The sequence below is a fragment of the Nissabacter archeti genome (assembly GCF_018257325.1).
In the GTDB taxonomy this organism is placed as follows: domain Bacteria; phylum Pseudomonadota; class Gammaproteobacteria; order Enterobacterales; family Enterobacteriaceae; genus Chimaeribacter; species Chimaeribacter arupi.
Map to the genome: position 1 here is coordinate 94,033 of NZ_JAERKB010000006.1, position 25,509 is coordinate 119,541.

Below are 25,509 nucleotides of genomic sequence, written 5' to 3' on the forward strand. Positions count from 1 at the left end.
TACCCGATGAGCGATCACCCGATTGTTGACGTAAAAGGCTGGATAGATGCCCGCCCCATTTCCGGCTACCAGTGGCTGGTGCTGGGGCTCTGTTTCATCATCATCATGTTCGACGGCTATGATGCGGCGGTGATGGGCTTTGTGGCCCCGGCGCTGATTGAGCAGTGGGGCATTTCACGGGCAGAAATGGGGCCAATCCTCGGTGCGGCGATGTTTGGCGTGGCGATTGGCGCGCTGATTGCCGGGCCGTGGTCAGACCGTGTGGGGCGTAAACGGGTGCTGCTGTTCTCTGTATTCGGTTTTGCCCTGTTCAGCCTGTTGTGCGCTTTTGCCCGCACGCCGCTGGAGATGGCCGTGCTGCGTTTTCTGGCCGGGCTGGGGCTGGGCGCGGTGATGCCCAACTGCGTCACGTTGGTGTCGGAGTATATGCCGGCGCGCCGCCGTGGCCTGACCATCGCCCTGATGTACAGCGGTTTTAACATCGGTTCCGGCGCGGGCGGGTTTATTGCCGCCGGGCTGCTGCCTGATTTTGGCTGGAAAGCGGTGCTGGCCCTCGGCGGGCTGGTGCCGCTGCTGATGCTGCCGGTGTTGATGATCGTGCTGCCGGAGTCCGCCATGTACATGGTGGTGCGCCGCGTCAGCCGCGAGAAAATCGCGGCGGTGTTGCGGCGTGCCGGCGGCCATTTTGCGCCCAATACCACTTTTGTGCTGAATACGCCGGTGATCCGCAAGCGCGCCGCGGTGCTGCAACTCTTCAGCAAAGGCTACGCAGGCGGCACCCTGGTGCTGTGGATCACCTACTTTATGGGGCTGTTCGTGATTTACCTGCTGAACGGCTGGTTGCCGACCATTATGCGTACCAGCGGCTTCTCGCTGGAGCGCGCCGCGATGATTGCCGGGCTGTTCCAGCTCGGCGGCCCGCTCGGTGGCCTGCTGGTGGGGTATCTGATGGACCGCTTCGCCGCGAAATATGTGATTGGCCTGTTCTATTTGCTGGGGATGGCCTGCCTGCTGGCGCAAGGGCTCGGGGCCTTCGGCCCGGCGGTGCTGGCCGTGCTGGTGTTCTTCAGCGGCTTTTGCATTAACGGCGCCCAGAATGGGTTACAGGGCTTCTCCCCGGCGTTTTACCCGACCGAAATGCGTGCCACCGGCGTGAGCTGGATGCACGGCATCGGCCGCACCGGGGCGATCCTCAGTTCCTCTATCGGCGGGGTGCTGCTGGTGACCTTCCCCGGTACCACCAGCATCTTTATTATCCTGGCGATCCCTGCCCTGCTGGCGGCGATCACCATCACCCGGCACCAGAAAGCGAATCCGCCGGAACAGGTCAAAGGCATCGATATCAACGACTTGCCCGCCCTGTCACGCACCATGAACAACCGGTAGCCGGGGCGTTATGGGGTCGCGGGTAAACCGGCCTGATCCTGCCCTTCGGCACACACCTCGCGCAGGCAGTCGATCATCGCCTGCGCGGCAGGTGAATGCAGGCAGCCCGCGCGGCAGGTCAACCCGATATCGCGGCCGGTGTCCGGCAGGGTCAGCGGCAGCACCACCAGCTCGCCGCTGGCCAGCTCATGCTCCAGCTGATGCGCTGACACCGCCGCCACCATCTCTGAATGCAGCAACAGCCCGCGCACCAACGCCAGATCACCGCTCTCCACCACCGGCTCCGGCGCCGGGATGCCCATCGCCCGGAAGCAGCCGTCCAGCAGGCGGCGTGCCGGTGTCGCCGCCCGCGGCAACACCCAGCGCGCCCGGCGCAGATCCTCCGCGCTCAGTGATGGCGTCACCAGTGGGTGATCCCGCCGCGCCAGCAGCACCATCTCCTCACGAAACAGCGTCTCGCGCGTGATGTCAGCGGCATCGCTGCTGTTGCGCAGCGCCCCGAAAATAAAATCGATGTCCCCGGCGCGCATCTCAGCCGCCAGGGTGCCGAATGCGCTCTCATTGGTAATGACCCTGACCGCCGGGTAGCGCGCCGTCAGCCGGATAATCGCCTGCGGCAGCAGCCGCGTGCGCCCCAGCGGCAGCGCGCCGATGCGCACCGTGCCCGCCAGCACCCCGCGCCGGGCGGCGATATCGGCCGGAATGTGGTTCAGCTCGTTCAGGGCGCGGCGGATGTTCGGCTCCATCTCACGCCCGGCCAGTGACGGCATCATGCCGTGCGGGGTGCGCTCCAGCAGTGCGATGCCCGCGCCATTCTCCAGCACTTTCAGCGCGGCACTGACCGCCGGCTGGCTGAGGCCGAGTTGCGCGGCCACCGTCTGCATATGGCGGGTCTGGCACAGGGTGATGAAAATATGCAGCCGCCGCACGTTGAACAGCCAGAGCGGCTCTGCCTCGCTGCGCGCCGGGGCCGGCCGGCCGCGCAGCCGCGCCAGCAGCAGCGGCACCTGGTGCAGTTCTGCCAACGCCCGCCGCGCCCGCGGCAGCACGCATTTGCCGAAGTCTGTCAGCATCATGCCGCCTGCATGGCGCTCAAACAGCGGCACCGCCAGCCGTTGCTCCAAATCGCGGATGGCACGCGTCACCGCCGACTGGGTACGGAATAACTCATCTGCCGCACGCGAGACGCTGCCCTGCTCCACCACCTGAATAAACGCCCTGATTTGCATCAGGTTTACCCCTTCATCATGGGCTGTCAGCTGCATGATTTTCCCCACCCTGCAAACACGATCCTGATGGGCAATATAAATAAAACGCATACCTGCTGCAATCGAATGAATTATCGCCATACCGGACGGCGTGCCAGCATGGAAAAAAACCCGGAGGACATCATGAACAATGCCACCCTGAAAAAAAGTGCGCTGGTTGTCAGCGCCCACTCTGCCGATTTCGTCTGGCGCGCCGGCGGCGCCATTGCCCTGCACCACGCGCAGGGTTACGACGTCCATGTGGTTTGTCTCTCATTTGGCGAACGCGGTGAGTCCGCCAAACTGTGGCGCAAAGGCAACATGACTGAAGAGAGCGTCAAAGCAGCCCGCCGGGAAGAGGCCAACGCGGCGGCGGAGATCCTCGGCGCGAGCATCGAGTTTTTTGATATGGGCGACTACCCCTTGCGGGCAGACAAAGACGCGCTGTTCCGCCTGGCGGATGTTTACCGCCGCGTACAGCCGCACTTCGTGCTGACCCATTCGCTGAAAGACCCGTACAACTACGATCACCCGCTGGCGACCCACCTGGCACAGGAGGCACGCATCATCGCCCAGGCTGAGGGGTACCGCCCCGGCGAGCCGGTTGTCGGTGCGCCGCCGGTCTACTGCTTTGAGCCGCACCAGCCGGAACAGTGTGAGTGGAAACCGGATGTGCTGCTCGACATCACCTCCGTCTGGGATAAGAAATACCAGGCGATCCAATGCATGGCCGGGCAGGAGCACCTGTGGGAATACTACACCCGCGTGGCGCAACAGCGCGGCGTGCAGGCCAAACGTAACGTCGGCATCACCAGCAGCCGCGACATCATTTACGGGGAAGGCTATCAGAGCATTTTCCCACGCGTCACGGAGGATCTGACATGAGTCATCTCGGCAAACGCGGCGTCGTGGTGCGCAACATTCCCCGCGCAGACCACGCGGTGATCGACACCCTGGCCGCTTACGGTGTGGCAACGGTGCATGAAGCGCAGGGGCGCAAAGGGCTGCTGGACCCGGCGATCCGCCCGATCCAGCAGGATCACGGCATTGCCGGCAGCGCCGTGACGGTGCTGGTCGCCCCCGGTGACAACTGGATGTTCCACGTCGCGGTTGAGCAGTGCCGGCCGGGTGATGTGCTGGTGGTCGCCCCCACCTCCCCTTGCAGCGATGGCTATTTCGGCGATTTGCTGGCGACCTCATTGCAGGCACGCGGCGTGCGCGGGCTGATTGCGGATGTCGGTGTGCGTGACACCCGCACCCTGCGTGAGATGGGGTTCGCCGTCTGGTCACGGGCGGTGTATGCGCAGGGCACGGTCAAAGAGACGCTGGGTTCCGTCAACGTGCCGGTGGTGTGCGCCGGGCAGTTGATCGTCCCCGGTGATGTGATGGTGGCGGATGATGACGGTGTGGTGGTGGTACGCCATGCCGAGGCGGCCGGGGTAGCCGCCGCCAGCCGCAAACGTGCGGAGCTTGAGGAGAGCAAACGCGCGCGTATGGCGCAGGGCGAACTGGGGCTGGACATCTACCAGATGCGCCCGCGCCTGGCGGAAAAAGGGCTGCGCTATGTCGACAGCCTGCATGAGCTGGGGGAGTAAGTAAAATGCGCCAGCGCCGGATCCCTTGTTTGCTGATGCGTGGCGGCACCTCGAAAGCGGCCTGTTTTCTGGCCGCCGATCTGCCTGCCGATCCTGTATTGCGTGACCGCGTGCTGCTGGCGGTGATGGGATCGCCCGATCCGCGCCAGATCGACGGCCTCGGCGGGGCCGATCCGCTGACCAGCAAAGTCGCGATAGTGGCGCGTTCCAAACGCCCGGATGCCGATGTGGATTACCTGTTCGCGCAGGTGAATGTGGATAAGGCGGTGGTGGATTACGGCCAGAACTGCGGCAACATCCTCGCCGCCGTCGGCCCGTTTGCCATTGAGCGCGGGCTGGTGCCCGCCCGGCCCGGTGTCACGGAAGTCCGTATTTTCATGGAGAACACCGGGCAGGTTGCCGTCGCCCAGGTGGCAACGCCGGACAGCGCCGTGAACTATGACGGCGGGCTGCACATTGACGGCGTGCCCGGCACGGCCGCCGAGGTGGTGCTGACCTTCGCCGACATCGCCGGTTCCAGTTGCGGCGCGCTGCTGCCCACCGGCGCGGCGCGCGATCGCGTTGACGGCATTGACGTCACCTGCATTGATAACGGTATGCCGGTGGTGCTGGTGCGTGCGGCGGATCTGGATCGCAGCGGTTACGAGAGCCGCGAACAACTGGATGCCGACAGCGAACTGAAACAGCGGCTGGAGTCGATTCGCCTGCAAATGGGGCCGAAGATGAACCTCGGTGACGTCAGTGATCGCAGCGTGCCGAAAATGACGCTATTGGCTGCGCCGCGCCATGGCGGGACAATTTCCAGCCGCACGTTTATCCCGCACCGTTGCCACGCCTCAATCGGGGTGCTGGGCGCGGTGAGCGTCGCCAGCGCCTGCCTGATCCCCGGCAGCGTGGCGGAAGGGCTGGCAGCGCTTACCCCAGGGCAAAACCCGCAGCGCCTGAGCGTGGAGCATCCGGGCGGCGAATTCAGCGTGCTGTTGCGGCTGGATGCGCAGCAACAGCTGGCCGGGTGCGGCCTGTTGCGCACGGCCCGGCTGATTTTTGACGGCAATGTGTTGATCCCGGCCGCCGTATGGCCGTTTGAAGGAGCACGATGATGGAAATAGCCCGTGTTACGTTGATTGGCTTTGGTGAAGCCGGTGCCATCCTGGCAGAAGAGATGCAGGCGCGCGGCGTGCAGGTCACCGTCTGGGACAGCCAGTTGCTGGGCGGGACGCGCGGCGCGATGCTGGCGAAAGCCGCCCGCTGCGGCGTGCGCCCCGCCCTGTCGCCGGCGGATGCGGTGCAGGGGGCGACGTGGGTCTTCTCTGTCGTGACCGCCGCCAATGCGCTGGACGTGGCGGCCCAGTGCGCCCCGCTGCTGACCGGCGGGCAGGTGTTTCTCGACCTGAACTCCGTGGCACCCAACACCAAGCGAGCCGCCGCGGCATTGATTGAGCAGCACGGCGCAGATTACCTCGATGTGGCGGTGATGGCCCCGGTGCCGCCGCAGCGCCTTGCCACGCCGCTGCTGATCGGTGGGCCGCGCGCAGAGGAGATAGGCCCGAAGCTGAATAGCCTCGGCTTCCATTGCCGGGTCTGGAGCCGTGAAGTGGGCGAGGCGTCCGCCATTAAGATGTGCCGCAGTGTGATGATCAAAGGGCTGGAGGCGCTGACCACGGAATGTTTGAGCGCCGCGCGCCAGTACGGCGTGGAGCAGGCGGTGATTGACTCCCTGCACGCCAGCTTCCCGTCGCTCGGCTGGCAGGGGGAGTTTCCGCACTACCTGATCAGCCGGGTGGCGGAGCATGGCCGCCGCCGCGCTGAAGAGATGCAGGAAGTGGTGAAAACGTTGCAGGATGTGCAGGTGCCCGCCGCCATGAGCCAGGCCACCGCGCAGACCCAACAAGGCATGGTGGACGCGCTGGCCGCACGCGATCTGACCTATGCGCAATTGACGCCGTTTGTCTGGCAGCAGACGATCGATACGCTGTACGCCAAAAAGTAGAGGGTTGGGGGCCGGATCGGCCCCTTATTTTACGCCTCATTTTCATTCACATTAAATCAACATTAAATTAACCTGACGTATAATTATCCGCCCGCCGGTTCTTTTTTTAGAATAATCAGACTTTTTATTTCCCTTTCACTTTAGCGGTTATTTCTGCGTCGTTTTCCGGGCTTATCCCGCGCATTTATTCTGCCCTCAATCATGATTTGATTTAAGTCCGCTTCCTTCTTAAGGCTAATAACAATGCGTTACTGAATGGTTATTGACTCCGTCGGTTATTAACTGACAAAGGGACTTTAATTAAACGGCTGTTAAATGATATATTCCGCCGCGTTGCGCAAAGGTTGCATATTTGCTTCGTAATTATCATACCTTCAAAAGGTTCCTCCAGCGGCGAGGGACGTTTTTATGTTATTGATAAATAATATTTTTTCTGAACAAGTCCTGGCAAGGTAGTCGTAATGAAGATGAAAGTAGTGGCTTTGTTGTGCTCATCCGCGTTGCTCAGCAGCACGCTCGCGCACGCAGCGGAAGACCAGAAAGTGGATGTCCTGTTGATCGGCGGCGGTATTATGAGCGCCACCCTGGGCACCTATCTGAGTGAGCTGGAACCGGATTGGTCAATGGCCATGGTTGAGCGCCTGGACGGTGTGGCAAAAGAGAGTTCCAACGGTTGGAATAATGCCGGTACCGGCCACTCTGCACTGGCGGAAATGAACTACACGCCGGAAAAAGAGAATGGCGAGATTGAGATCGCGAAAGCGGTTGAGATCAACGAAGGTTTCCAGATCTCCCGTCAATTCTGGTCTCACCAGGTGAAACAGGGCGTTCTGAAGAACCCGCACTCCTTTATTAACTCCACGCCGCACATGAGTTTCGTCTGGGGCGATGAGAACGTCGATTACCTGCACAAGCGTTACCTGGCGTTGCAGAAGAGCACCCTGTTCCAGGGCATGCAGTATTCTGACGACCCGAAAGAGATCCAGAAATGGATCCCGCTGGTGATGGATGGCCGTGATCCGAAGCAGAAAGTGGCCGCCACCTGGATGCCGATCGGCACCGACGTGAACTTTGGTGAGATCACCCGCCAGTTCGTCGGCAACCTGCAACAGAAGAAAAACTTCACGCTGGATCTCTCCACGGAAGTGCGTGACCTGAAACGCAACCCGGACAACAGCTGGCACGTTACCGTGGCTGACCTGAAAAATAACGGCGAAGAGCACAGCATTGATGCGAAATTCGTCTTTATCGGGGCGGGCGGTGCGTCTCTGCCGCTGTTGCAGAAATCCGGTATTCCGGAAGGCAAAAACTACGCCGGTTTCCCGGTGGGCGGTTCCTTCCTGGTGACCGAGAACCCGGAAGTGGCCAGCAAACACCTGGCGAAAGTGTACGGCAAAGCGTCCGTCGGCTCCCCGCCGATGTCCGTACCGCACCTGGATACCCGTGTGCTGGACGGCAAGCGCGTGATCCTGTTCGGGCCATTCGCTACCTTCTCCACCAAGTTCCTGAAAGAGGGTTCTCTGTGGGATCTGGCGAAGAGCACCACCGTGCATAACATCGTGCCGATGATGCATGTTGGGATCGATGAATACCCGCTGGTTGAGTACCTGGCCGGTCAGCTGATGATGTCTGACGACGACCGCTTCAAAGCGCTGCAGGAATACTTCCCAGAAGCGCGTAAAGAAGACTGGCGTCTGTGGCAGGCAGGCCAGCGCGTGCAGATCATCAAGAAAGATGAAGAGAAAGGCGGCGTACTGCGTCTCGGCACTGAGATCGTAAGCGACAAAGAAGGCACCCTGGCAGCCCTGCTGGGCGCATCTCCGGGCGCGTCCACTGCAGCACCGATCATGGTGAACCTGCTGGAAAAAGCGTTCAAAGACAAGATGGCGACCCCGGCCTGGCAGGCGAAGATGCGTGAAATTATCCCAACCTACGGCAAGAAGCTGAACGGCAACCCGCAGCTGACCGAGCAGGAATGGCAGATGACCAGCCAGACGCTGCAACTGACCCCGCCGCCGATGATCCCGCAGGATACCCCGGCTGTCGTGGCTCCGGCCAGTGAAAGCAAAGTAGAAGCCAAAGCCGCGACCGACATGCAGCTCTAAGCCTCTCCTTTTCCCCGGTGCCATGCCGGGGAAACATAAAAAAAGCGCCGGTGCAGATTGCCCGGCGCTTTTTTTTGTGTGCCCACCGCGGATGTACAGCGGCAGATGCTTTGTGTGCCCACCGCGGATGTACGCGGCGGCAGGTTACACGGCCGGCAGCTCTGCCAGCGGCCAGCGCGGACGCACGGTGATGCCCAGCCCACCGGTGTTGCCTGCTTTAAGGCGCACCATGCCCGCGTAAGCGATCATTGCGCCGTTGTCGGTGCAGAACTCCGGGCGGGCGTAGAACACCTCGCCACGGCGCTTCTGCATCATCTCCGCCAGCTTGCTGCGCAGGGTGCGGTTGGCGCTCACGCCGCCCGCCATCACCAGCCGGGAGAAGCCGGTCTCCTCCAGCGCCCGCTTGCACTTGATCGCCAGGGTATCCACCACCGCATCTTCAAAGGCGCGGGCAATGTCTGCTTTGGTCTGATCGTCAGACTCATTGCCGCGGATGGTATTGGCAGCAAACGTCTTCAGGCCGGAGAAGCTGAAATCCAGCCCTGGGCGATCGGTCATCGGCCGGGGGAACGTAAAGCGCCCCGCCTGCCCCTGCTGCGCCATTTTCGACAGCATCGGGCCGCCGGGGTAGTCCAGCCCCAGCAACTTGGCGGTTTTGTCGAAGGCTTCCCCGGCGGCATCGTCAATCGACTCGCCCAGCAGCCGGTATTCACCAATGCCGGTCACGCTGATGAGCTGGGTGTGCCCGCCGGAAACCAGCAGCGCCACAAACGGGAACGACGGCGGGTTGTCTTCCAGCATCGGGGCCAGCAGGTGGCCTTCCATATGGTGTACCGGCACCGCAGGCACGCCCCAGGCGAACGCCAGCGAACGGCCGATGGTCGCCCCCACCAGCAGCGCGCCGACCAGCCCCGGCCCGGCGGTATACGCCACCGCATCGATGTCACTGCCCTGCAGGCCCGCATCCTTCAGCGCGGCCTGAATCAGCGGCACCGTCTTGCGGACGTGGTCACGCGAGGCCAGTTCCGGCACCACGCCGCCGTAGTCCGCATGCAATTTCACCTGGCTGTACAATTCATTGGCCAGCAGACCTTGTTGATCGTCATAAATTGCGATGCCGGTCTCATCGCAGGACGTTTCGATACCTAATACGCGCATTGCCTTTTCCACCTGTTTCGAACGGCGCCCCGACGCGGGCGGCGCGGCGCGCAGTTTACCACTATCTGGGGGCGGCTCAACACCGTCTTCGCGGCCCCCGCCCGCCCGGCCTGCGTTAAATCCTGACCTTTTCTCTGCCTGAACACCGGGGAAATTTACGCGCCGCACTGATTAATCACGGGTATTCCCGATTGATTGGTATATAATCACCCGCTTGCGCATAAGCGAGCACATTTGCTGGCCGTCCTGCCCATGCCAATTTGCTGTGGTGCTTTACAAAGCAGCACCCATTGAAGTAAAATTCCGCACCATTTTGAAAATGGCTGGCGCCACAGGCCAGCGACAAACCGATTTTATTGAGGTGAGAGGCACATGCCGGTAATTAAAGTACGTGAAAACGAGCCGTTCGACGTAGCTCTGCGTCGTTTCAAACGTTCCTGCGAAAAAGCGGGTGTTTTAGCTGAAGTTCGTCGTCGTGAGTTCTATGAAAAACCGACTACCGAACGTAAACGCGCTAAAGCTTCTGCTGTGAAACGTCACGCGAAGAAACTGGCTCGCGAAAACGCACGCCGTACTCGTCTGTACTAATTTTTCGGGGGTAACCCCACCGCGTGGTTTGGTCATTTCGAAAAACGCGCAGACTGAGTAGTAGTATACGAAGGCCGTGCTTTCCGAAAGGAATGCGCGGCTTGTTGTCGTTTATAGGCTGGTGAGCAAGGGGCTTATGGCTGGACGAATCCCGCGTGTATTTATCAATGACCTGCTGGCGCGCACTGACATCATCGATTTGATCGATGCCAGGGTGAAGCTGAAAAAGCAGGGCAGGAATTATCATGCGTGCTGCCCGTTCCACAATGAGAAAACCCCCTCTTTCACCGTCAATGGCGAGAAGCAGTTTTACCACTGTTTCGGCTGCGGCGCGCATGGCAATGCCATCGATTTCCTGATGAATTACGACAGGCTGGAGTTTGTCGAAAGCATTGAGGAACTGGCAACCATGCATGGCCTGGACGTGCCTTACGAGGCAGGGTCCGGCCCCTCCCAGATTGAACGCCATCAGCGCCAGAGCCTGTACCAGCTGATGGAACAGCTGAGCACCCATTATCAGCACGCCCTGGCTCAGCCCACTGCGCAGGTCGCCCGCGACTACCTGCAACAGCGCGGCCTGAGCCAGGAGATTATCCAGCACTTTGCGATTGGCTTTGCCCCGGCCGGATGGGATAACACCCTGAAGCGCTTTGGTAAAAACAGTGACGGCCGTACCGCGTTGAATGACGCCGGGATGCTGGTCACCAACGACCAGGGGCGGGTTTATGACCGCTTCCGCGAACGGGTGATGTTCCCTATCCGCGACAAACGCGGGCGGGTGATCGCCTTTGGCGGGCGGGTGCTGGGTGATGGGGTACCCAAGTATCTCAACTCCCCGGAAACCGAGATTTTCCATAAAGGCCGCCAGTTGTACGGCCTGTATGAAGCGCAGCAAAGCCACCCGGAGCTGGCCCGTTTGCTGGTGGTGGAAGGTTATATGGACGTGGTGGCACTGGCGCAGTTCGGCATCGATTATGCCGTGGCCTCGCTCGGCACCTCGACCACCGCTGACCACATCCAGCTGATGTTCCGCGCCACTGACAACGTGGTGTGCTGCTATGACGGCGACCGTGCCGGCCGTGAGGCGGCCTGGCGCGCGCTGGAAACCGCCCTGCCCTACCTGACTGACGGCCGCCAGCTGCGCTTTATGTTTTTGCCTGACGGCGAAGACCCCGACACCCTGATCCGTAAAGAGGGCAAAGCGGCCTTTGAGCAGCGCATGGAGCAGGCTCAACCGCTCTCGACCTTCTTGTTCGAAACGCTGCTGCCGCAGGTGGATTTGAGCAGCCCTGACGGGCGCGCCAAATTAAGCACCCTGGCATTGCCGCTGATCGGGCAGGTACCGGGTGAAACGTTACGTCTTTACCTGCGCCAGCAACTCGGCAACAAGCTGGGCATCCTGGATGACAGCCAGCTGGAGAAGCTGCTGCCCAAACAGGGTGAAAGCGCAAATAGCTACCAGCCGCCCCAGCTAAAACGCACGACAATGCGTATACTGATAGGATTGTTGGTACAAAATCCCCGGCTGGCTACACTTATTCCTTCGCTGCAAGGCGTGGAACAAGCCGGACTGCCGGGCTTTGACCTGTTTGTCGAACTGGTCGAGACCTGCCTGGCCCAGCCGGGGCTGACCACCGGCCAGTTGCTGGAACAATATCGCGATAATAAGTACAGCCAGCAGCTTGAAATCCTGGCGACATGGAACCACATGATCGTAGAGGATATGGTTGAGGAAACATTTGTGGACACGCTGGCCAGCCTGTATGACTCCGTTCTGGAGCAACGGCTGGAGACGCTAATCGCGCGCGCCCGGACGCATGGTTTGAGCACGGAAGAACGGGAAGAGGTTCGCTCTCTCAACCAGGTACTGGCGAAAAAAAAATGACCATCTGACGGCTTAAGTGCCGATATATAGCGGGGCGATGCCCTGCACGATGCCGCCATAGCGGGCCGCGGCAACAACAAAAACGCCCCAAATGTTATCGTTGGCGGTTTCGCCGACCGACACCAACCCAAATACTCTGAAGTGTGGATACCGTCTTATGGAGCAAAACCCGCAGTCACAGCTCAAACTTCTTGTCACCCGTGGTAAGGAGCAAGGCTATCTGACCTATGCTGAGGTCAATGACCATCTGCCGGAAGATATCGTCGACTCCGACCAGATCGAAGACATCATCCAGATGATTAACGACATGGGCATTCAGGTGCTGGAAGAAGCACCGGACGCCGATGATTTGATGCTGGCCGAAAACACCAATGACACCGACGAAGACGCGGCCGAAGCGGCCGCCCAGGTGTTGTCCAGCGTTGAGTCTGAGATTGGCCGTACGACCGATCCGGTGCGCATGTATATGCGCGAAATGGGTACCGTTGAACTGCTGACGCGTGAAGGTGAAATTGACATCGCCAAACGCATCGAAGACGGTATCAACCAGGTGCAGTGCTCCGTTGCCGAATACCCGGAAGCGATTACCTACCTGCTGGAACAGTATGATCGTGTGGAAGCCGGCGAGTCCCGCCTGTCTGACCTGATCACCGGCTTTGTTGACCCGAACGCGGAAGAGGATATCGCCCCGACCGCCACCCACGTTGGCTCTGAACTGCCGAACGAGGAACTGGACGACGAAGACGAAGATGAAGATGAAGACGACGACAGCAGCGACGATGACAACAGCATCGACCCTGAACTGGCGCGCCAGAAATTCACCGACCTGCGTGAGCAGTATGAAGCGACCCGTAACGTCATCAAGACCAAAGGCCGCAGCCACGCCAGCGCCGCAGAAGAGATCCTGAAGCTTTCTGAGATCTTCAAACAGTTCCGCCTGGTGCCGAAACAGTTCGATTTCCTGGTCAACAGCATGCGTTCCATGATGGATCGCGTCCGTACCCAGGAACGCATCATCATGAAGCTGTGCGTTGAACAGTGCAAAATGCCGAAGAAAAACTTCGTCAACCTGTTCGCCGGCAATGAGACCAGCGACGTCTGGTTCGAAGCGGCCGTCGCGATGGCCAAGCCGTGGTCTGAGAAGCTGAAAGACGTCAGTGAAGATGTCCAGCGCAGCCTGCAAAAGCTGCGTCAGATCGAGGAAGAGACCGGCCTGACCATCGAGCAGGTCAAAGACATCAACCGCCGTATGTCGATTGGTGAAGCGAAAGCGCGCCGCGCCAAGAAAGAGATGGTGGAAGCGAACTTGCGTCTGGTGATTTCTATCGCCAAAAAATACACCAACCGTGGCCTGCAGTTCCTGGACCTGATTCAGGAAGGCAACATCGGCCTGATGAAAGCGGTAGACAAGTTCGAATACCGCCGTGGTTACAAGTTCTCGACCTACGCCACCTGGTGGATCCGTCAGGCGATTACCCGTTCCATCGCTGACCAGGCGCGTACCATCCGTATTCCGGTGCATATGATTGAGACCATCAACAAGCTCAACCGTATCTCGCGCCAGATGCTGCAGGAGATGGGCCGCGAACCGACGCCGGAAGAGCTGGCTGAACGTATGCTAATGCCGGAAGACAAGATCCGCAAAGTGCTGAAGATTGCCAAAGAGCCGATCTCCATGGAGACGCCGATTGGTGATGATGAAGATTCGCATCTGGGCGACTTCATTGAAGACACGACGCTGGAGCTGCCGCTGGACTCCGCGACCTCCGAGAGCCTGCGCTCTGCCACGCACGACGTGCTGGCCGGCCTGACGGCGCGTGAGGCGAAAGTGCTGCGTATGCGTTTCGGTATCGACATGAACACCGACCACACGCTGGAAGAAGTGGGCAAACAGTTTGACGTCACGCGTGAGCGTATCCGCCAGATTGAAGCGAAGGCGCTGCGTAAACTGCGCCATCCGAGCCGCTCTGAAGTACTGCGCAGTTTCCTGGACGATTAATCGCCCGGTTGCCGCCACAAAAAAGCCCCGTAAGGGGCTTTTTTTATGCCTGCGGTCTGAGGCCTGCGCAGAGGGGAATAGCATTCACGATAGCCGCTATCCGCCTGCCGGAGCGTGCCCGGTTCAGCTTATGGGTTACGGCGCGCGTTGGGTCAGGTCAAGATAGAGTTCGCGGTATGCCGCCACCAGCTCGTCAAGCGATGCGCGGTTCAACCCGCTGGGGTTGGGCAGCACCCACACCGCCGTCTCACCGATGCTTTCCGGCTGACGCCCCCAGGCCACTTTCCTGACGCCAAAGGCGCTGCTGTAAGCCTGTTTGCCCAGCACCGCCAGCGCCCGTGGCTGATAACGCAGGATCTTCTCCCGCAGCGCCTCCCCGCCCTGCCGCAACTCCGCCCGCGCCAGCTCAGAGGCTTCCACCGTTGGCCGGTCCACCAGGCGGGTGATGCCGCAGCCGGTATCCAGCAGATGCTGCTCCTCTTCCGGTCGCAGTTGCCGCGCAGTAAAGCCGGCCAGATGGATCACTTTCCAGAACCGGTTATTGCTGTTGGCGAAGTGATACCCGTGGTGCGCGGTGGATAACCCCGGATTAATCCCGCAAAACACCACCTGCAACCCCTCTGTCAGGATGTCCTTAATCATATCAATCCCCAGCGATACATTTCTTTTGGTTATCGCAAAAACCTCCAGAAATTACAACAGACTAATCTGAGCAGAAAACCGCCATCCAGCCGGGCAAAGGTAGACCTGCTGATGAGAACTGCCGTATAATCACGCCGCCCGGCCCCTTAGCTCAGTGGTTAGAGCAGGCGACTCATAATCGCTTGGTCGTTGGTTCAAACCCAACAGGGGCCACCAAATTTTAGCCTTATAATCATATATTTAAGCCACCTCTAACGGTGGCTTTTTTATTTGGTCAAATCAAAGTGGCGATGAAATGGCGATGCATTTTTAAAGCCCTCATGCTCTAGACATAAAAAAGCCCCGCTTTTGCGGGGCCTGTTTACATCCATAAGGTGCCTTGTTGCGATCTGCCTGGATGTGGTGGCGCAGGTTTTACGTCTTCAAGCCTGACAATCATTTCCACGATCAGGCATTCACGCAACTTGCCGCAGCCACAGGCATTCAGCTTTGGTGACCCGACGCCGGTGATGGATAAGCGCGATATTTTGGATTATGCCGAGTGCATCGGTAACGGCCGCTGGTATGAGCCGCCGGTAAGCTTTCACGGGCTGGCGAAAAGCCTGCGCGCCGCCGTGCATCACAGTTCACCGATTTACGTAAAGCGCAATATCCTGGCCTCGACCTTTATCCCGCACCCGCTGCTGACACAGCAGGAATTCAGCCGCATCGCGCTCGACTATCTGGTATTCGGGAATGCCTTTGTAGAGCTGCGCAAAAATGCGCTCGGCGCGCCGCTGCGCCTGGAGTGCTCACCGGCTAAATTTACCCGCCGGGGCATTGAGGAGGGGGTGTATTGGTTTGTGAATGACTGGAAGGAGCCGCATGAATTTGCGGCCGGCAGCGTGTTCCATCTGGTCGAGCCGGACATTAATCAGGAGCTGTACGGGCTGCCGGAATACCTCAGCGCGCTTAATTCCGCATGGCTCAATGAGTCGGCCACGCTGTTTCGGCGCAAGTATTACCAGAACGGGGCGCACGCGGGCTACATTCTGTATATGACCGACGCCGCACAGAGCAGCAGTGACATTGAGAAGATGCGCCAGGCAATGCGTGACACCAAAGGACTGGGGAATTTCCGCAACCTGTTTATGTACGCGCCCAACGGCAAACCGGACGGCATCAAAATCTTACCGCTCAGTGAGGTCGCCACCAAAGACGACTTTTTCAACATCAAGAAAGCCAGCCGCGACGACCTGTTAAGCGCGCACCGCGTGCCGCCGCAGATGATGGGGATTATCCCGGACAACTCCGGCGGCTTTGGGGATGCGGTAAAGGCGTCGCAGGTGTTTGTCAGAAACGAGCTGTCACCGTTACAGGAGCGGATGAAAGAGATCAACGAATGGATAAGGGAAGAGGTGATCACTTTCCGGGCTTATTCATTGGAAATAGAAAAACCGTCTTGATGAACGCGATTTATACTCCACACGATGCAAACCACACTTAAATTATTGATTTTTATTATTTAACATGGCTTTGCAAAGTCTGATTTTTAATGGGTCATAAGGTCAGTTTAGTGTGGTTTATTGGGCTGATCGCGACAACTACTCAATTGCATAAAAAAGATATTTTACTCTCTTTACTTTTTTTACCAGCAATATCTTGTTGATTAACTTAAATATCATCCTTTTCTTCCAAAATTTTAACTCTCAAGAACAATACGTCTCCCACACCCGTATTGACAAAAAAGCAATTAACGTTAACAATATTCAATTTTATTAGTACAAAATACGAATTTATCTTGTCACATGTTAACCAGGAACAAGCATGAAGGTTTTAGTAGAAGATATTGTAGCTCTGATTGAAGCATCTTTAGATGCGAATTATTCTGAAGTACGTAGCGTGAGTAATCGCATTGCCCGAGCTATTAGTATTGATGATCTGGATACCGCAAAAAAAATTAAATCTGTATTAAGGCGTAAAGGTGTCCCCTTGCGTAGTTCAGGTTACAGCGACAGCTTACCAGTTGACCCTAAATCTCGAATGCCTTTGATTGAAGAACATCAATGGCCTGTAACCCCATTGTTTTTAGGTGAAAGAGAGCGACACACCTTTACAAGTTTTGTAGAAAGTGTTAAACATCAAGAAAAGCTTATTGAAAATGGACTTTCAAGTAGGCTGGGTCTGTTACTTTCAGGGCCGCCGGGGACTGGAAAGACCTTGATCGCTGGACATATAGCGTCTCAGCTTAATAGACCGTTATATGTGGTCAGATTAGACTCAGTAATTTCATCTTTACTCGGAGATACGGCTAAAAATTTGCGTCAACTTTTTGATTTTGTTCCTTCCAATAATGGCATACTACTATTGGATGAAGTTGATGCGGTCGCTAAGGTAAGAGATGACAGGCATGAAATCGGTGAACTTAAGCGTGTCGTAAACACATTAATACAAGGACTTGATTCCCTGGATGATAGTTCGATAGTTATAGCCGCAACTAATCATGCCGAACTACTAGATCCTGCAATATGGAGAAGATTCCCATTCAAGATTTCTTTTGATTTACCTACGCAAGACTTAAGGGAAGAACTATGGAATCACTTCCTATTTAAAGACAAAGGCAATAGCAAAGAATTAAAAGCATTAGGAGCAATATCGTCCGGATTAAGCGGGGCTGACATTGAAACTATTTCCATATCTGCTAGAAGAGAAGCGTTATTAAAAAACACACAATTAAATGTACCTTCTATTATTTTTTCCATAGTAAATAGCGACTTAAGAAGTTCTGTCATGCCAGGTACAAATGAAGTCGACCCAGCAATAAAGAAAATGCTTATTAATGTACTTTATAATACAAAACTTTTTACACAGTCTGAGATTGCTAATTTACTTAGTATAAGTAGACAAACAGTTTCTAATTATTTAAAGGAGTAAACTATGGCGACTGGCAATAGAAAACCAACAATAAACCCGATACTGTCTTTTTTGGAAAAACCAACACCAAAAGGCATTACCGGTGGGGGGAAAAATGCTACTGGTATAAACTGGTCAAGATTAGATGCGCAAAAAAAGGTTCTCTCTGAAAACCTAAATTCTATCCAGAATGATAAAGAAATAATTTCTCACTCTGGTAAAATACATCTTTTAGTAAAAATGTTTGATGATTCTTTAGCTCCTTCATGGACGCCAAACGATCTTTTTGAAACTAACACACTTACAAGAATTGTCTCACCAGCTTATAAAGGTTTCCTCGTCGAAACCTCTAAAGAAAAGTTGAAAGATATCGTTAAAAGAATCACTTCAGCACAGACAGATAAGATTAAAGTAGACATATCAAGACTTAAAAGCATCAAAGGATTCGGTAAAGAAGAAGTTTTAAGAAATAAAAATCAATCTGATAGTTTTAATGAATCATCTACTCTCGAAAACCAATTTAACGTTTGGCTTCTGCCCTTTCACGACTCTAATGCACGTATTTCAGTTGTTAATGATCTAAAATCATTAGTTAAAGATGGAACTTTAAGTTTTGGCGATCATAAATTTATGGACGTTTTTGATGAAAAGAAAAATTTTTCTTCAGACAGCTCATTTATAAAAAAACTCGACAGATATTTGGCGGAAGGATATCTCTCATTTACTACTGTTTTAAAAACAAGAAATGATTTTCAGAAACTAATTAGTTCCGGTGCTATTTACAGAATTGAGCCTGTAAAATCTATCACTACAAAATCTTCTCCCCCTGGAAGTGGGAAAGAACCCTCCCCACAATTGATTGATAAGGAAAATGCTCCGGTTGTCGTCATTATTGATGGAGGTTGCTCAGCAGCATCATACACACCATTTAATGTGATGAAAATAAAGCCTCTTATTAGCGAATATGATGCAGATTTAAAGCATGGAAATCGAGTAACATCGATTATTTGCCAAGCTTCAGGCTGGAACAATAACTTATCCCTTCCGAACATAGATTGTAAATTTATTAGTGTTCAAGCAATTAATAAAATTGGCGTTAAAATCCAGCCAACAACTGAACAATTCGTAAGCTATCTGAGAACTGTTGCTGAAAAAACAAAAGGTATAGCCTCGGTTTGGAACCTTTCCTTTAATGAATCTAGCCCTTCAGTTAACTTTGAAGAAATAAGTTATTTAGGCCATGAAATCAATGGAATAGCACGTGAATTTAATATACTACCTGTGATTTCTATTGGAAATATTGATGATTCTAATAAATCGAGATTATGTCCTCCAGCGGATTGTGAGTCTGCTCTAACCATAGCCGGTAGAATAGCAAATGATAATGGTGATGTACATCTAGCCTGCCCACAGAGCTTGCGTGGCCCTGCTCCAGCAGGAATGAAAAAGCCAGAATTATCATGGTTTTCCAGGTTAAGAATGATAGGTGGTGATATACATGTAGGTACTAGTTTTAGTGCGCCGCTAATATCATCTATAGCAGCCCATACTTTCAAAAACATCAAGAATCCAACACCTGATTTAGTAAAGGCTCTATTAATAAATAAAGCTGAAGAAATTGAGCATGATCTACGTATTGGCTGGGGAACGCCTTGGCATAAAGGAAATGCTATGCCTTGGTTATGTGATGATGGCACTGTCACTCTAGCATGGAATTCAAAATTAAAGGCAGGAAACTCTTACTATTGGAATGACATTCCTTTGCCATCTGAAATGATTATTAATGGGAAAATAAAGGGTGATATCATTTTAACAGCAATACTTAAACCTATAGTATCAGAATTGGGCGGAGATAATTATTTTGCCACAAGATTACAGTGTTCTTTACAACATATTTCTGAACAAGGAAAAATAAAAAGTTTACTTGGTTCCATGAGAGAGTCTACTGAAAAAGAAATTGATTCTCGGCAAGAACTAGCGAAATGGAGTCCTGTGAGGCATCATGGTAAATCTTTCAAAGGCGTTGCTGTTGATAATGAAAAAGTTAGATTATATGCGAGAATTTTCACAAGAGATTTATACCAATTTGGATATTCAAGCCACCATGAGCTTGATGAACAGGATGTTTCTTTTGTTTTAACTTTTAAAAGTCATGGTAAGGATCCAGCGATTTATAACTCTATGACACAAAGACTAGGTAATAAAGTAGAAGTGGCAAGCATTGAACAAGATATTCATCTTGACAATCTTACTTAATGCAAGTTTATATTAATACAGCGACACTGAGATAATTTAGTGCCGCGAGTTTTTAATGCAAAAGCATTTAAGTGTACTTAGAAGAAGTTATATTTACATATTCCGAACGTGCGCGCAATGCTATCCCCGCCACGCCTGCCCGCTTTATGCATCGCTTTTCATGCAGATGCATGATCCAACGAGATCCGCGCCAGGGCTGGCGCGGATAGAGATTTCAGGTACTAAGATCCAAATGCAAAACCATGCACTCTATACATGCATGGTTAATGTAAGGAGCCGCCTGGGGGTTTGGGCAGGCTCCTTGGTTGCACAAGCTGCTCTAAAGCTCTCTCTGCAAGCTCGGCTATCCAGAGCATAGCCACTGCCCGATCACGATTTTCGCAATTCTCATGTGTCGTTATTTTTGCAACCAGCGCGATCCTTTCGAGCACCTCAGCTTGCTGTAATACATCAATCATCAACATCCCCCTTTCAACTAACCACTGTTTTTATATACAGTATACTAGATTCTATGGCTTACAATTTCCATACAAATCGTTGCCTTAACGTAAAAAACGCTTAATAGTTCACTAATTACTCATCCTGATAGAAGCTCTCCCACTCAACAACACGGGGGAATGAAATCCGCTCCTGATCAACAATCAGTACGGCTCCTTTGGTAAGCGCTTCCAGCTCCCAGCGTGCGGCTTCATGGCCTTTACTAAGCAGATGGCTCTGTATTTGAGCGATGCGCGCCCTCTCCTCTTTCGTCAGTCTGGCTGAAGGGGCTACTTCCCGGACTTGGTAGGGATCATAATTGCGTTGCCCTTTACGGATACGCGGAGCGTTCTCCTTAACCCGTGACACCATCGCCTTTACGGCGGCAGTGTCATCCCAGTCAATATCAGCCATTGGTTGGCCCACAGCGGCCTCTATAGCCGTTTCAGCCACCTTGCTAAGGTTATTTGCTGCCTGGTCGTTATTGCCCAACCCACAGTTATTGACAGGACTCCGAGGCGCGCCAGAGGCGCTTTTTAAGGTCAACTTCTCAACGGCAACGGCTGCAACAATGCGCCATTGCGTTGAACGGGTTTCATGAATGCGTGTATCACCCAGATGTGGGGCAAAGATACCAACAACCTTTTTCACCTCCTCGTCATAGGCGTTTAACTCATCGGCTACACGGCGGGCTACGCGCACGGTCTGTACGTCACGCGGTACATTAGCCCCACCCTGTGTAGAGATGTACTGCGCAAAGTCTCCGGCATCTGCCGCAGCGCGCACAGCTTCCACCGTCTCGTCAAAGGTATCTGTCAGGCTAATTGACCGGATACGACGGCATTCGCAATGCTATCTCTTTGCGTGCAGTCGATATAGGTTAGCAATCAGCGCCGATAGCCAGTCTTCAAACGCCTGTAACTCACTCATACCTGCCACTCGCTGACCAGCTCACGGTTGATATAAAGCTGCACGGGCTGCGCCGCGTTCTCCGGCTCCGGCACATGGTCAACGTGCAACGCCTCACCGAGCTGTTTCACGATCACGCGCTCAGTCAGTTGCAGGTCAATGCTGATGTCGCAAACAGTGTCGCTTATCCCATCGGCCTGATACACAAAGTCCGACTCGCGTCGCTCTTTGGTCGCCATTATGTCGGGCTGATTCTTGCGCAGCCAGGCCAGCACCGGCACCACAATCAGGTCGATGTCTCCGGCACAGCCGGTGATCACCAGATTAAGCTGATACTGATATTTAAACGACAGTAAAGCGGCGGGCGGCGAGGCAATGCGCTCATTAAATATATGAACGCCCTTTAAGCCTCTTACTTCTACCCACCTTACCGCTCCACCGCATACGCTTTCACATAGGCATACCCTAATGTGTTCAGGTGCGGGTACAGGGCGTCCGGCGAGGCGGCGGCATCGCTGCCGACGGCGTGGCACAGCACCCCGGCAAGCGAGGTGATAAGGATCACCGCCACGGTGTCTGCCTCGGTAAAGGAGGCGTCGGCCGCACTGCTCAGTAAAGCGCTGACCGCCCCGCGCATCTCATCCTGCACCTGCTGGAGAATCTCCTCGCCGCCGTGATCCATCGCAATCACATACAGCGCGCGGGAGGCCTCGGGCCGCGCAAATTTAGCCTCAAGATAGGTGCTGACCAACGCACTGATCATCGGTTGCAGCGCGGTGCCGTGCTGCTCTGCGCAACAGGCGATGACCGCCTGGCTGACGTCATTAAGATGGCGCGCCAGCAAGCTGTTCAGCAGCGACTGTTTGTGCGGAAAGTATTGGTAGAGCGTGCCGACAGACACCCCGGCGCGCTCCGCGACCCGGGTGGTGGTGCAGCGCTCCAGCCCATCGGCGATCAAAACCTGAAGGGTCGCCTCCAGAATCGCGTCCACGGTGGCTTCCGATCGCGACTGAACCGGCATTTTACGGGGCTGTAGCTGGAGGTTACCAGGCTTCATTGAATGCGAATTCTAAAGGGGAAAGATGTTGCATAGTATAACGATTCACCCCAAAAAGGAGCACAAAATGAGCACATCCCGTTTTGCCCTGGTTACCGGCGCCAATAAAGGCATCGGCAAAGAGATTGCCAGACAACTGGCACAGCAAGGCTACCATGTGTTTCTCGGCTGCCGCGATGCGGCGCGTGGCAGAGAAGCACAGGCGGAGCTGGAAAGTGCCGGCCAGGTTGAATTCGTGGCGCTGGATGTCACCGACAGTGCCTCGATAGCCGCGGCAGCGGCCCAGGTGGACGCCCGTGCCGGCCGGTTGGATCTGCTGGTGAACAATGCCGGCATCGTGGCGGATGCCGCGCCGCCCAGCCAGGCGAAGCCTGATGACATCCGCGCCACTTACGAGGTCAATGTGCTTGGCCCGGTACAGGTCACGCAGGCGTTCCTGCCGCTGCTGCGGCAAGGTGAACAGAAAAATATCATTAATGTCTCCAGCGAGCTGGGGTCACTCGGCCTGCACAGTTACCCCGATTTTGCTTACCACGGGGTCAATATCTTCAGCTACAACTCCTCCAAAACCGCCCTGAATGCCTTTACCGTGCTGCTGGCGAAGGAGCTGAAACCGGAAGGGTTCCGGGTCAACGCCGTTAACCCCGGCTATACCGCGACGGACCTGAACCAGCACAGCGGCCCGCTGCCGCCGGAAGAAGCTGCGGCGACCATAGTGCAGTATGCGGTGCAAGGAACGGGCGGCCCCACCGGCGGGTTCTTCGTCCGGGATGGCCAGGTGCCCTGGTAAAATCTGCGTTGTCACATCCCCTTCTCTTTCAGGACGCCGGCGGCTTCACGCTCTGCGTCCTTTTTTCGTAATGCCTCGCAAAGTTGGGTGTAAACTTCTGATGCATCGTGATATCAGTTGCTAACGGCTTGGGCGACATATTAGATTCACCCCACTACCGGGCAGACAGGTCCGGGCCGATTTGCACAGGGCAGTACCCCACCGGCATAAAGCGTTCAAAGGATGATTGATGAATAAGCGTTGTTTACTTGGCCTTCTGGTTTGTCTGGCAGTTTCCCCCGTCTATGCGGAGCCGGTTCCCCCCGCGCCGCAGTATCAGGTAAAGGAAAAAACCGCCTTTATTGACCATCTGCTGAAGCAGATGACGCTGGATGAAAAAATTGGTCAGCTGAATCTGGTCACGGTGGGGCCGGAATACCCGAAAGAGGCGATCATGGCAGACATCCGCGCCGGAAAAGTGGGCGGAATGTTCAATACCGTGACCAAACCGGACATCCGCCGTATGCAGGATCAGGTGCAGCACAGCCGCCTGAAGATCCCGCTGTTCTACGCCTATGATGTGGTGCACGGCCAGCGCACCATCTTCCCGATAAGCCTCGGCCTCGCGGCCAGCTGGGACATGGACGCCGTGGCGCTGAGCGGCCGCATCTCCGCGATTGAAACCGCCGCAGACGGCCTGAACATGACGTTCTCCCCGATGGTGGACATCACGCGGGATGCCCGCTGGGGGCGCGTCTCTGAAGGGTTCGGGGAAGACACGTACCTGACCTCACGGCTGGCGAATGTGCTGGTCAGTGCCTACCAGGGCGATGACCCTTCCGCCCCTGACCGTATCATGGCTAACGTGAAACACTACGCCACCTATGGCGCGGCGGAGGGCGGCCGGGATTACAACACGGTGGATATGTCACTGCCGAAAATGTTCCAGGATTATCTGCCGCCTTATAAAGCCGCGATTGACGCCGGGGCCGGAGGGGTGATGGTGGCGCTGAATGCCGTGAATGCCATGCCTGCCACCTCCAACAGCTGGCTGTTAAATGACATTCTGCGTAAACAGTGGAATTTCCGCGGCGTTACCGTCAGCGACCACGGGGCGATCGGCGGGCTGGTGAAACATGGCGTGGCGGAGAATAACCGCCAGGCGGCGGCGATGGCGCTTAAGGCCGGGGTAGATATGGACATGGCCGACAATATGTACGGCCTCTACCTGAAAGGGCTGCTGAAAGATGGCCTGATCAGCCAGCATGATATCGACCGGGCAGTGCGTGATGTGCTGGACGTGAAATGGGATATGGGGCTGTTTGCCGATGCCTACCGCCACCTCGGCCCCGCCTCAACCGACCCGGCCGACACCAATGCCGAGAGCCGCCTGCACCGCAAAGAGGCACGTGAAGTCGCCCGTACGGCGATGGTGCTGCTGAAAAACCGTGCCCAGACGCTGCCGCTGGCAAAAAGCGGCACCATCGCCGTGGTCGGCCCGCTGGCAAAAAGCCAGCGCGACATCATGGGGAGCTGGTCAGCTGCTGGGGTGTCTGCACAGACGGTGACCGTGTGGCAGGGTATGCAGAATGTGGCCGGTGACAAAGCCACCCTGCTCTATGCGCGTGGGGCCAACGTCACGGACAATCAGGCGATTGTGGATTACCTGAACTCTTACGACAAAGCAGTGGTTAACGATCCGCGCCCAGCGCAGGAGATGATTGACGAAGCGGTCAGCGTGGCGAAGAAAGCCGATGTGGTGGTCGCCGTGGTCGGCGAATCCCAGGGGATGGCCCACGAAGCCTCCAGCCGCAGCGACATCACCATCCCGGAGAGCCAGCGTGACCTGCTGAAAGCGCTGAAAGCCACCGGCAAACCGCTGGTACTGGTGCTGATGAACGGCCGCCCGCTGGCACTGCCGTGGGAAAATGACAATGCGGATGCCATCCTCGAAACCTGGTTCAGCGGCACAGAAGGCGGCAATGCCGTGGCGGACGTGCTGTTCGGGGACTATAACCCGTCCGGCAAGCTGCCGATGACCTTCCCGCGTGCCGTCGGCCAGGTGCCGCTCTATTACAATGTGCTGAACACCGGGCGTCCGTTTAACCCGAATAAGCCGGACAAATACACGTCCCGCTATTTTGACATTACCAATGGCCCGCTCTACCCGTTCGGCTATGGGTTGAGTTATACGCAGTTCAATGTGTCAGACATTACGCTCTCCAGCGCATCGCTGACCCCTAAAGGCCACATTACGGCAAGTGTGACGGTGAAAAATACCGGTGACCGCGCCGGGGCCACTGTCGTGCAACTCTACCTGCAGGATGTGACGGCATCACTGGCCCGGCCGGTCAAGGAGCTGAAAAACTTCAAGAAGGTTATGCTCCAGCCCGGCGAAAAACAGGTAGTGACGTTCCCGATAGATGAAACGGCCCTGCGCTTCTTCAACCAACAGCTTAAGTGGGTTTCAGAGCCGGGACGGTTCAACGTGTTTATCGGCCTGGATTCACAGGATGTGAAAAAACAGAGCTTCCTGCTGACGGAGTAACCAGGA

Annotated in this window: 21 protein-coding genes and 1 tRNA gene; 15 read left to right on the forward strand and 7 right to left on the reverse strand. The window is 55.7% G+C overall.

Features of this window, described 5'->3' with window-relative positions; translation table 11 throughout:
* Positions 1 to 6 precede the first annotated feature (6 nt).
* Positions 7 to 1,386 carry an MFS transporter gene (locus JK232_RS09440; RefSeq protein ID WP_212589095.1) on the forward strand — a complete coding sequence of 460 codons (1,380 nt, stop codon included), beginning with the start codon at positions 7 to 9 and terminating at the stop codon, positions 1,384 to 1,386.
* 8 nt (positions 1,387 to 1,394) lie between these two features.
* Here JK232_RS09440 and JK232_RS09445 read toward each other — a convergent pair whose 3' ends face one another.
* Entirely contained in the window at positions 1,395 to 2,651 is a 1,257-nt protein-coding gene (locus tag JK232_RS09445) for a LysR family transcriptional regulator (RefSeq protein WP_212589096.1), read from the reverse strand.
* A 102-nt stretch (positions 2,652 to 2,753) separates the two neighbouring features.
* Between JK232_RS09445 and galB the strand changes: the two genes are divergently transcribed.
* From galB to mqo, 5 genes are all read left to right on the forward strand, one after another.
* Positions 2,754 to 3,518 (forward strand): 4-oxalmesaconate hydratase, encoded by a 765-nt coding sequence (galB, locus tag JK232_RS09450; RefSeq protein ID WP_212589097.1) that lies wholly within the window; start codon positions 2,754 to 2,756, stop codon positions 3,516 to 3,518.
* Positions 3,515 to 4,228 carry a 4-carboxy-4-hydroxy-2-oxoadipate aldolase/oxaloacetate decarboxylase gene (locus JK232_RS09455; RefSeq protein ID WP_072927222.1) on the forward strand — a complete coding sequence of 238 codons (714 nt, stop codon included), beginning with the start codon at positions 3,515 to 3,517 and terminating at the stop codon, positions 4,226 to 4,228. Before galB ends, JK232_RS09455 begins: the two co-directional genes overlap by 4 nt.
* Before the next feature lie 5 nt (positions 4,229 to 4,233).
* Positions 4,234 to 5,328, forward strand: a complete 1,095-nt coding sequence (locus JK232_RS09460; protein WP_072927220.1) for a 4-oxalomesaconate tautomerase — start codon at positions 4,234 to 4,236, stop codon at positions 5,326 to 5,328.
* Positions 5,325 to 6,218 (forward strand): NAD(P)-dependent oxidoreductase, encoded by an 894-nt coding sequence (locus tag JK232_RS09465; protein WP_212589098.1) that lies wholly within the window; start codon positions 5,325 to 5,327, stop codon positions 6,216 to 6,218. The genes JK232_RS09460 and JK232_RS09465 overlap by 4 nt, the downstream gene beginning before the upstream one ends.
* 461 nt (positions 6,219 to 6,679) lie before the next feature.
* Positions 6,680 to 8,323 (forward strand): malate dehydrogenase (quinone), encoded by a 1,644-nt coding sequence (gene mqo / locus JK232_RS09470; RefSeq protein ID WP_101858173.1) that lies wholly within the window; start codon positions 6,680 to 6,682, stop codon positions 8,321 to 8,323.
* Positions 8,324 to 8,467: 144 nt separating this feature from the next.
* On the opposite strand, the gene tsaD is transcribed toward mqo, so the two are convergent.
* Positions 8,468 to 9,481: a tRNA (adenosine(37)-N6)-threonylcarbamoyltransferase complex transferase subunit TsaD gene (gene tsaD, locus JK232_RS09475; RefSeq protein ID WP_072927215.1), complete on the reverse strand. Its 1,014-nt coding sequence runs from the start codon at positions 9,479 to 9,481 to the stop codon at positions 8,468 to 8,470.
* 372 nt (positions 9,482 to 9,853) lie between these two features.
* On the opposite strand from tsaD, the gene rpsU reads away from it, so the two are divergent.
* From rpsU to rpoD, 3 genes are all read left to right on the forward strand, one after another.
* Positions 9,854 to 10,069, forward strand: coding sequence for a 30S ribosomal protein S21 (gene rpsU / locus JK232_RS09480; RefSeq protein WP_001144069.1), 216 nt, complete (start codon positions 9,854 to 9,856; stop codon positions 10,067 to 10,069).
* 136 nt (positions 10,070 to 10,205) lie between these two features.
* Positions 10,206 to 11,954 carry a DNA primase gene (gene dnaG / locus JK232_RS09485; RefSeq protein ID WP_072927214.1) on the forward strand — a complete coding sequence of 583 codons (1,749 nt, stop codon included), beginning with the start codon at positions 10,206 to 10,208 and terminating at the stop codon, positions 11,952 to 11,954.
* A gap of 157 nt (positions 11,955 to 12,111) precedes the next feature.
* A complete protein-coding gene (gene rpoD / locus JK232_RS09490) occupies positions 12,112 to 13,953 on the forward strand; it encodes an RNA polymerase sigma factor RpoD (RefSeq protein WP_072927213.1) in 1,842 nt (613 codons plus the stop codon).
* Positions 13,954 to 14,088: 135 nt separating this feature from the next.
* Here the strand turns inward: rpoD and mug are convergent, their stop codons facing one another.
* A complete protein-coding gene (mug, locus tag JK232_RS09495; RefSeq protein WP_101858174.1) occupies positions 14,089 to 14,595 on the reverse strand; it encodes a G/U mismatch-specific DNA glycosylase in 507 nt (168 codons plus the stop codon).
* Positions 14,596 to 14,735: 140 nt separating this feature from the next.
* Here mug and JK232_RS09500 point away from each other — a divergent pair.
* The 4 genes from JK232_RS09500 to JK232_RS09515 all read left to right on the forward strand — a co-directional run bounded on the left by JK232_RS09500 (position 14,736) and on the right by JK232_RS09515 (position 19,743).
* Positions 14,736 to 14,811: transfer RNA gene (locus JK232_RS09500), tRNA-Ile, on the forward strand.
* 293 nt (positions 14,812 to 15,104) lie between these two features.
* On the forward strand, positions 15,105 to 16,040 hold the full coding sequence (locus JK232_RS09505; RefSeq protein WP_246538449.1) for a phage portal protein: 936 nt from the start codon (positions 15,105 to 15,107) through the stop codon (positions 16,038 to 16,040).
* A gap of 361 nt (positions 16,041 to 16,401) precedes the next feature.
* A complete protein-coding gene (locus tag JK232_RS09510; protein WP_212589099.1) occupies positions 16,402 to 17,508 on the forward strand; it encodes an AAA family ATPase in 1,107 nt (368 codons plus the stop codon).
* Positions 17,509 to 17,511: 3 nt separating this feature from the next.
* Positions 17,512 to 19,743, forward strand: coding sequence for a S8 family serine peptidase (locus JK232_RS09515; RefSeq protein WP_212589100.1), 2,232 nt, complete (start codon positions 17,512 to 17,514; stop codon positions 19,741 to 19,743).
* 263 nt (positions 19,744 to 20,006) lie between these two features.
* Here JK232_RS09515 and JK232_RS09520 read toward each other — a convergent pair whose 3' ends face one another.
* The 4 genes from JK232_RS09520 to JK232_RS09535 form a co-directional block, all read right to left on the reverse strand.
* Entirely contained in the window at positions 20,007 to 20,201 is a 195-nt protein-coding gene (locus JK232_RS09520; protein WP_212589101.1) for a hypothetical protein, read from the reverse strand.
* A 115-nt stretch (positions 20,202 to 20,316) separates the two neighbouring features.
* Positions 20,317 to 21,006 (reverse strand): hypothetical protein, encoded by a 690-nt coding sequence (locus tag JK232_RS09525; protein ID WP_212589102.1) that lies wholly within the window; start codon positions 21,004 to 21,006, stop codon positions 20,317 to 20,319.
* Positions 21,007 to 21,146: 140 nt separating this feature from the next.
* Positions 21,147 to 21,662 (reverse strand): phage tail protein, encoded by a 516-nt coding sequence (locus tag JK232_RS09530; RefSeq protein WP_338086307.1) that lies wholly within the window; start codon positions 21,660 to 21,662, stop codon positions 21,147 to 21,149.
* Positions 21,557 to 22,186 carry a TetR/AcrR family transcriptional regulator gene (locus tag JK232_RS09535; RefSeq protein WP_079205177.1) on the reverse strand — a complete coding sequence of 210 codons (630 nt, stop codon included), beginning with the start codon at positions 22,184 to 22,186 and terminating at the stop codon, positions 21,557 to 21,559. The genes JK232_RS09530 and JK232_RS09535 overlap by 106 nt, the downstream gene beginning before the upstream one ends.
* A gap of 67 nt (positions 22,187 to 22,253) precedes the next feature.
* Here JK232_RS09535 and JK232_RS09540 point away from each other — a divergent pair, with 67 nt between their 5' ends.
* Both JK232_RS09540 and bglX read left to right on the forward strand, forming a co-directional pair.
* A complete protein-coding gene (locus tag JK232_RS09540; protein ID WP_072927178.1) occupies positions 22,254 to 22,976 on the forward strand; it encodes an SDR family NAD(P)-dependent oxidoreductase in 723 nt (240 codons plus the stop codon).
* Between the two features lie 229 nt (positions 22,977 to 23,205).
* The gene (gene bglX / locus JK232_RS09545; protein ID WP_212589103.1) at positions 23,206 to 25,503 is read left to right on the forward strand and encodes a beta-glucosidase BglX; all 2,298 of its coding nucleotides are present in this window, start codon (positions 23,206 to 23,208) and stop codon (positions 25,501 to 25,503) included.
* Positions 25,504 to 25,509 lie beyond the last annotated feature (6 nt).

Excerpts from the sequence above, each read along its gene's own strand:
- JK232_RS09440 (WP_212589095.1), top strand. The coding sequence starts at position 7 with ATGAGCGATCACCCGATTGTTGACGTAAAAGGCTGGATAGATGCCCGC.
- JK232_RS09445 (WP_212589096.1), bottom strand. The coding sequence starts at position 2,651 with ATGCAGCTGACAGCCCATGATGAAGGGGTAAACCTGATGCAAATCAGG.
- galB (WP_212589097.1), top strand. The coding sequence starts at position 2,754 with ATGGAAAAAAACCCGGAGGACATCATGAACAATGCCACCCTGAAAAAA.
- JK232_RS09455 (WP_072927222.1), top strand. The coding sequence starts at position 3,515 with ATGAGTCATCTCGGCAAACGCGGCGTCGTGGTGCGCAACATTCCCCGC.
- JK232_RS09460 (WP_072927220.1), top strand. The coding sequence starts at position 4,234 with ATGCGCCAGCGCCGGATCCCTTGTTTGCTGATGCGTGGCGGCACCTCG.
- JK232_RS09465 (WP_212589098.1), top strand. The coding sequence starts at position 5,325 with ATGATGGAAATAGCCCGTGTTACGTTGATTGGCTTTGGTGAAGCCGGT.
- mqo (WP_101858173.1), top strand. The coding sequence starts at position 6,680 with ATGAAGATGAAAGTAGTGGCTTTGTTGTGCTCATCCGCGTTGCTCAGC.
- tsaD (WP_072927215.1), bottom strand. The coding sequence starts at position 9,481 with ATGCGCGTATTAGGTATCGAAACGTCCTGCGATGAGACCGGCATCGCA.
- rpsU (WP_001144069.1), top strand. The coding sequence starts at position 9,854 with ATGCCGGTAATTAAAGTACGTGAAAACGAGCCGTTCGACGTAGCTCTG.
- dnaG (WP_072927214.1), top strand. The coding sequence starts at position 10,206 with ATGGCTGGACGAATCCCGCGTGTATTTATCAATGACCTGCTGGCGCGC.
- rpoD (WP_072927213.1), top strand. The coding sequence starts at position 12,112 with ATGGAGCAAAACCCGCAGTCACAGCTCAAACTTCTTGTCACCCGTGGT.
- mug (WP_101858174.1), bottom strand. The coding sequence starts at position 14,595 with ATGATTAAGGACATCCTGACAGAGGGGTTGCAGGTGGTGTTTTGCGGG.
- JK232_RS09505 (WP_246538449.1), top strand. The coding sequence starts at position 15,105 with ATGGATAAGCGCGATATTTTGGATTATGCCGAGTGCATCGGTAACGGC.
- JK232_RS09510 (WP_212589099.1), top strand. The coding sequence starts at position 16,402 with ATGAAGGTTTTAGTAGAAGATATTGTAGCTCTGATTGAAGCATCTTTA.
- JK232_RS09515 (WP_212589100.1), top strand. The coding sequence starts at position 17,512 with ATGGCGACTGGCAATAGAAAACCAACAATAAACCCGATACTGTCTTTT.
- JK232_RS09520 (WP_212589101.1), bottom strand. The coding sequence starts at position 20,201 with ATGATTGATGTATTACAGCAAGCTGAGGTGCTCGAAAGGATCGCGCTG.
- JK232_RS09535 (WP_079205177.1), bottom strand. The coding sequence starts at position 22,186 with ATGAAGCCTGGTAACCTCCAGCTACAGCCCCGTAAAATGCCGGTTCAG.
- JK232_RS09540 (WP_072927178.1), top strand. The coding sequence starts at position 22,254 with ATGAGCACATCCCGTTTTGCCCTGGTTACCGGCGCCAATAAAGGCATC.
- bglX (WP_212589103.1), top strand. The coding sequence starts at position 23,206 with ATGAATAAGCGTTGTTTACTTGGCCTTCTGGTTTGTCTGGCAGTTTCC.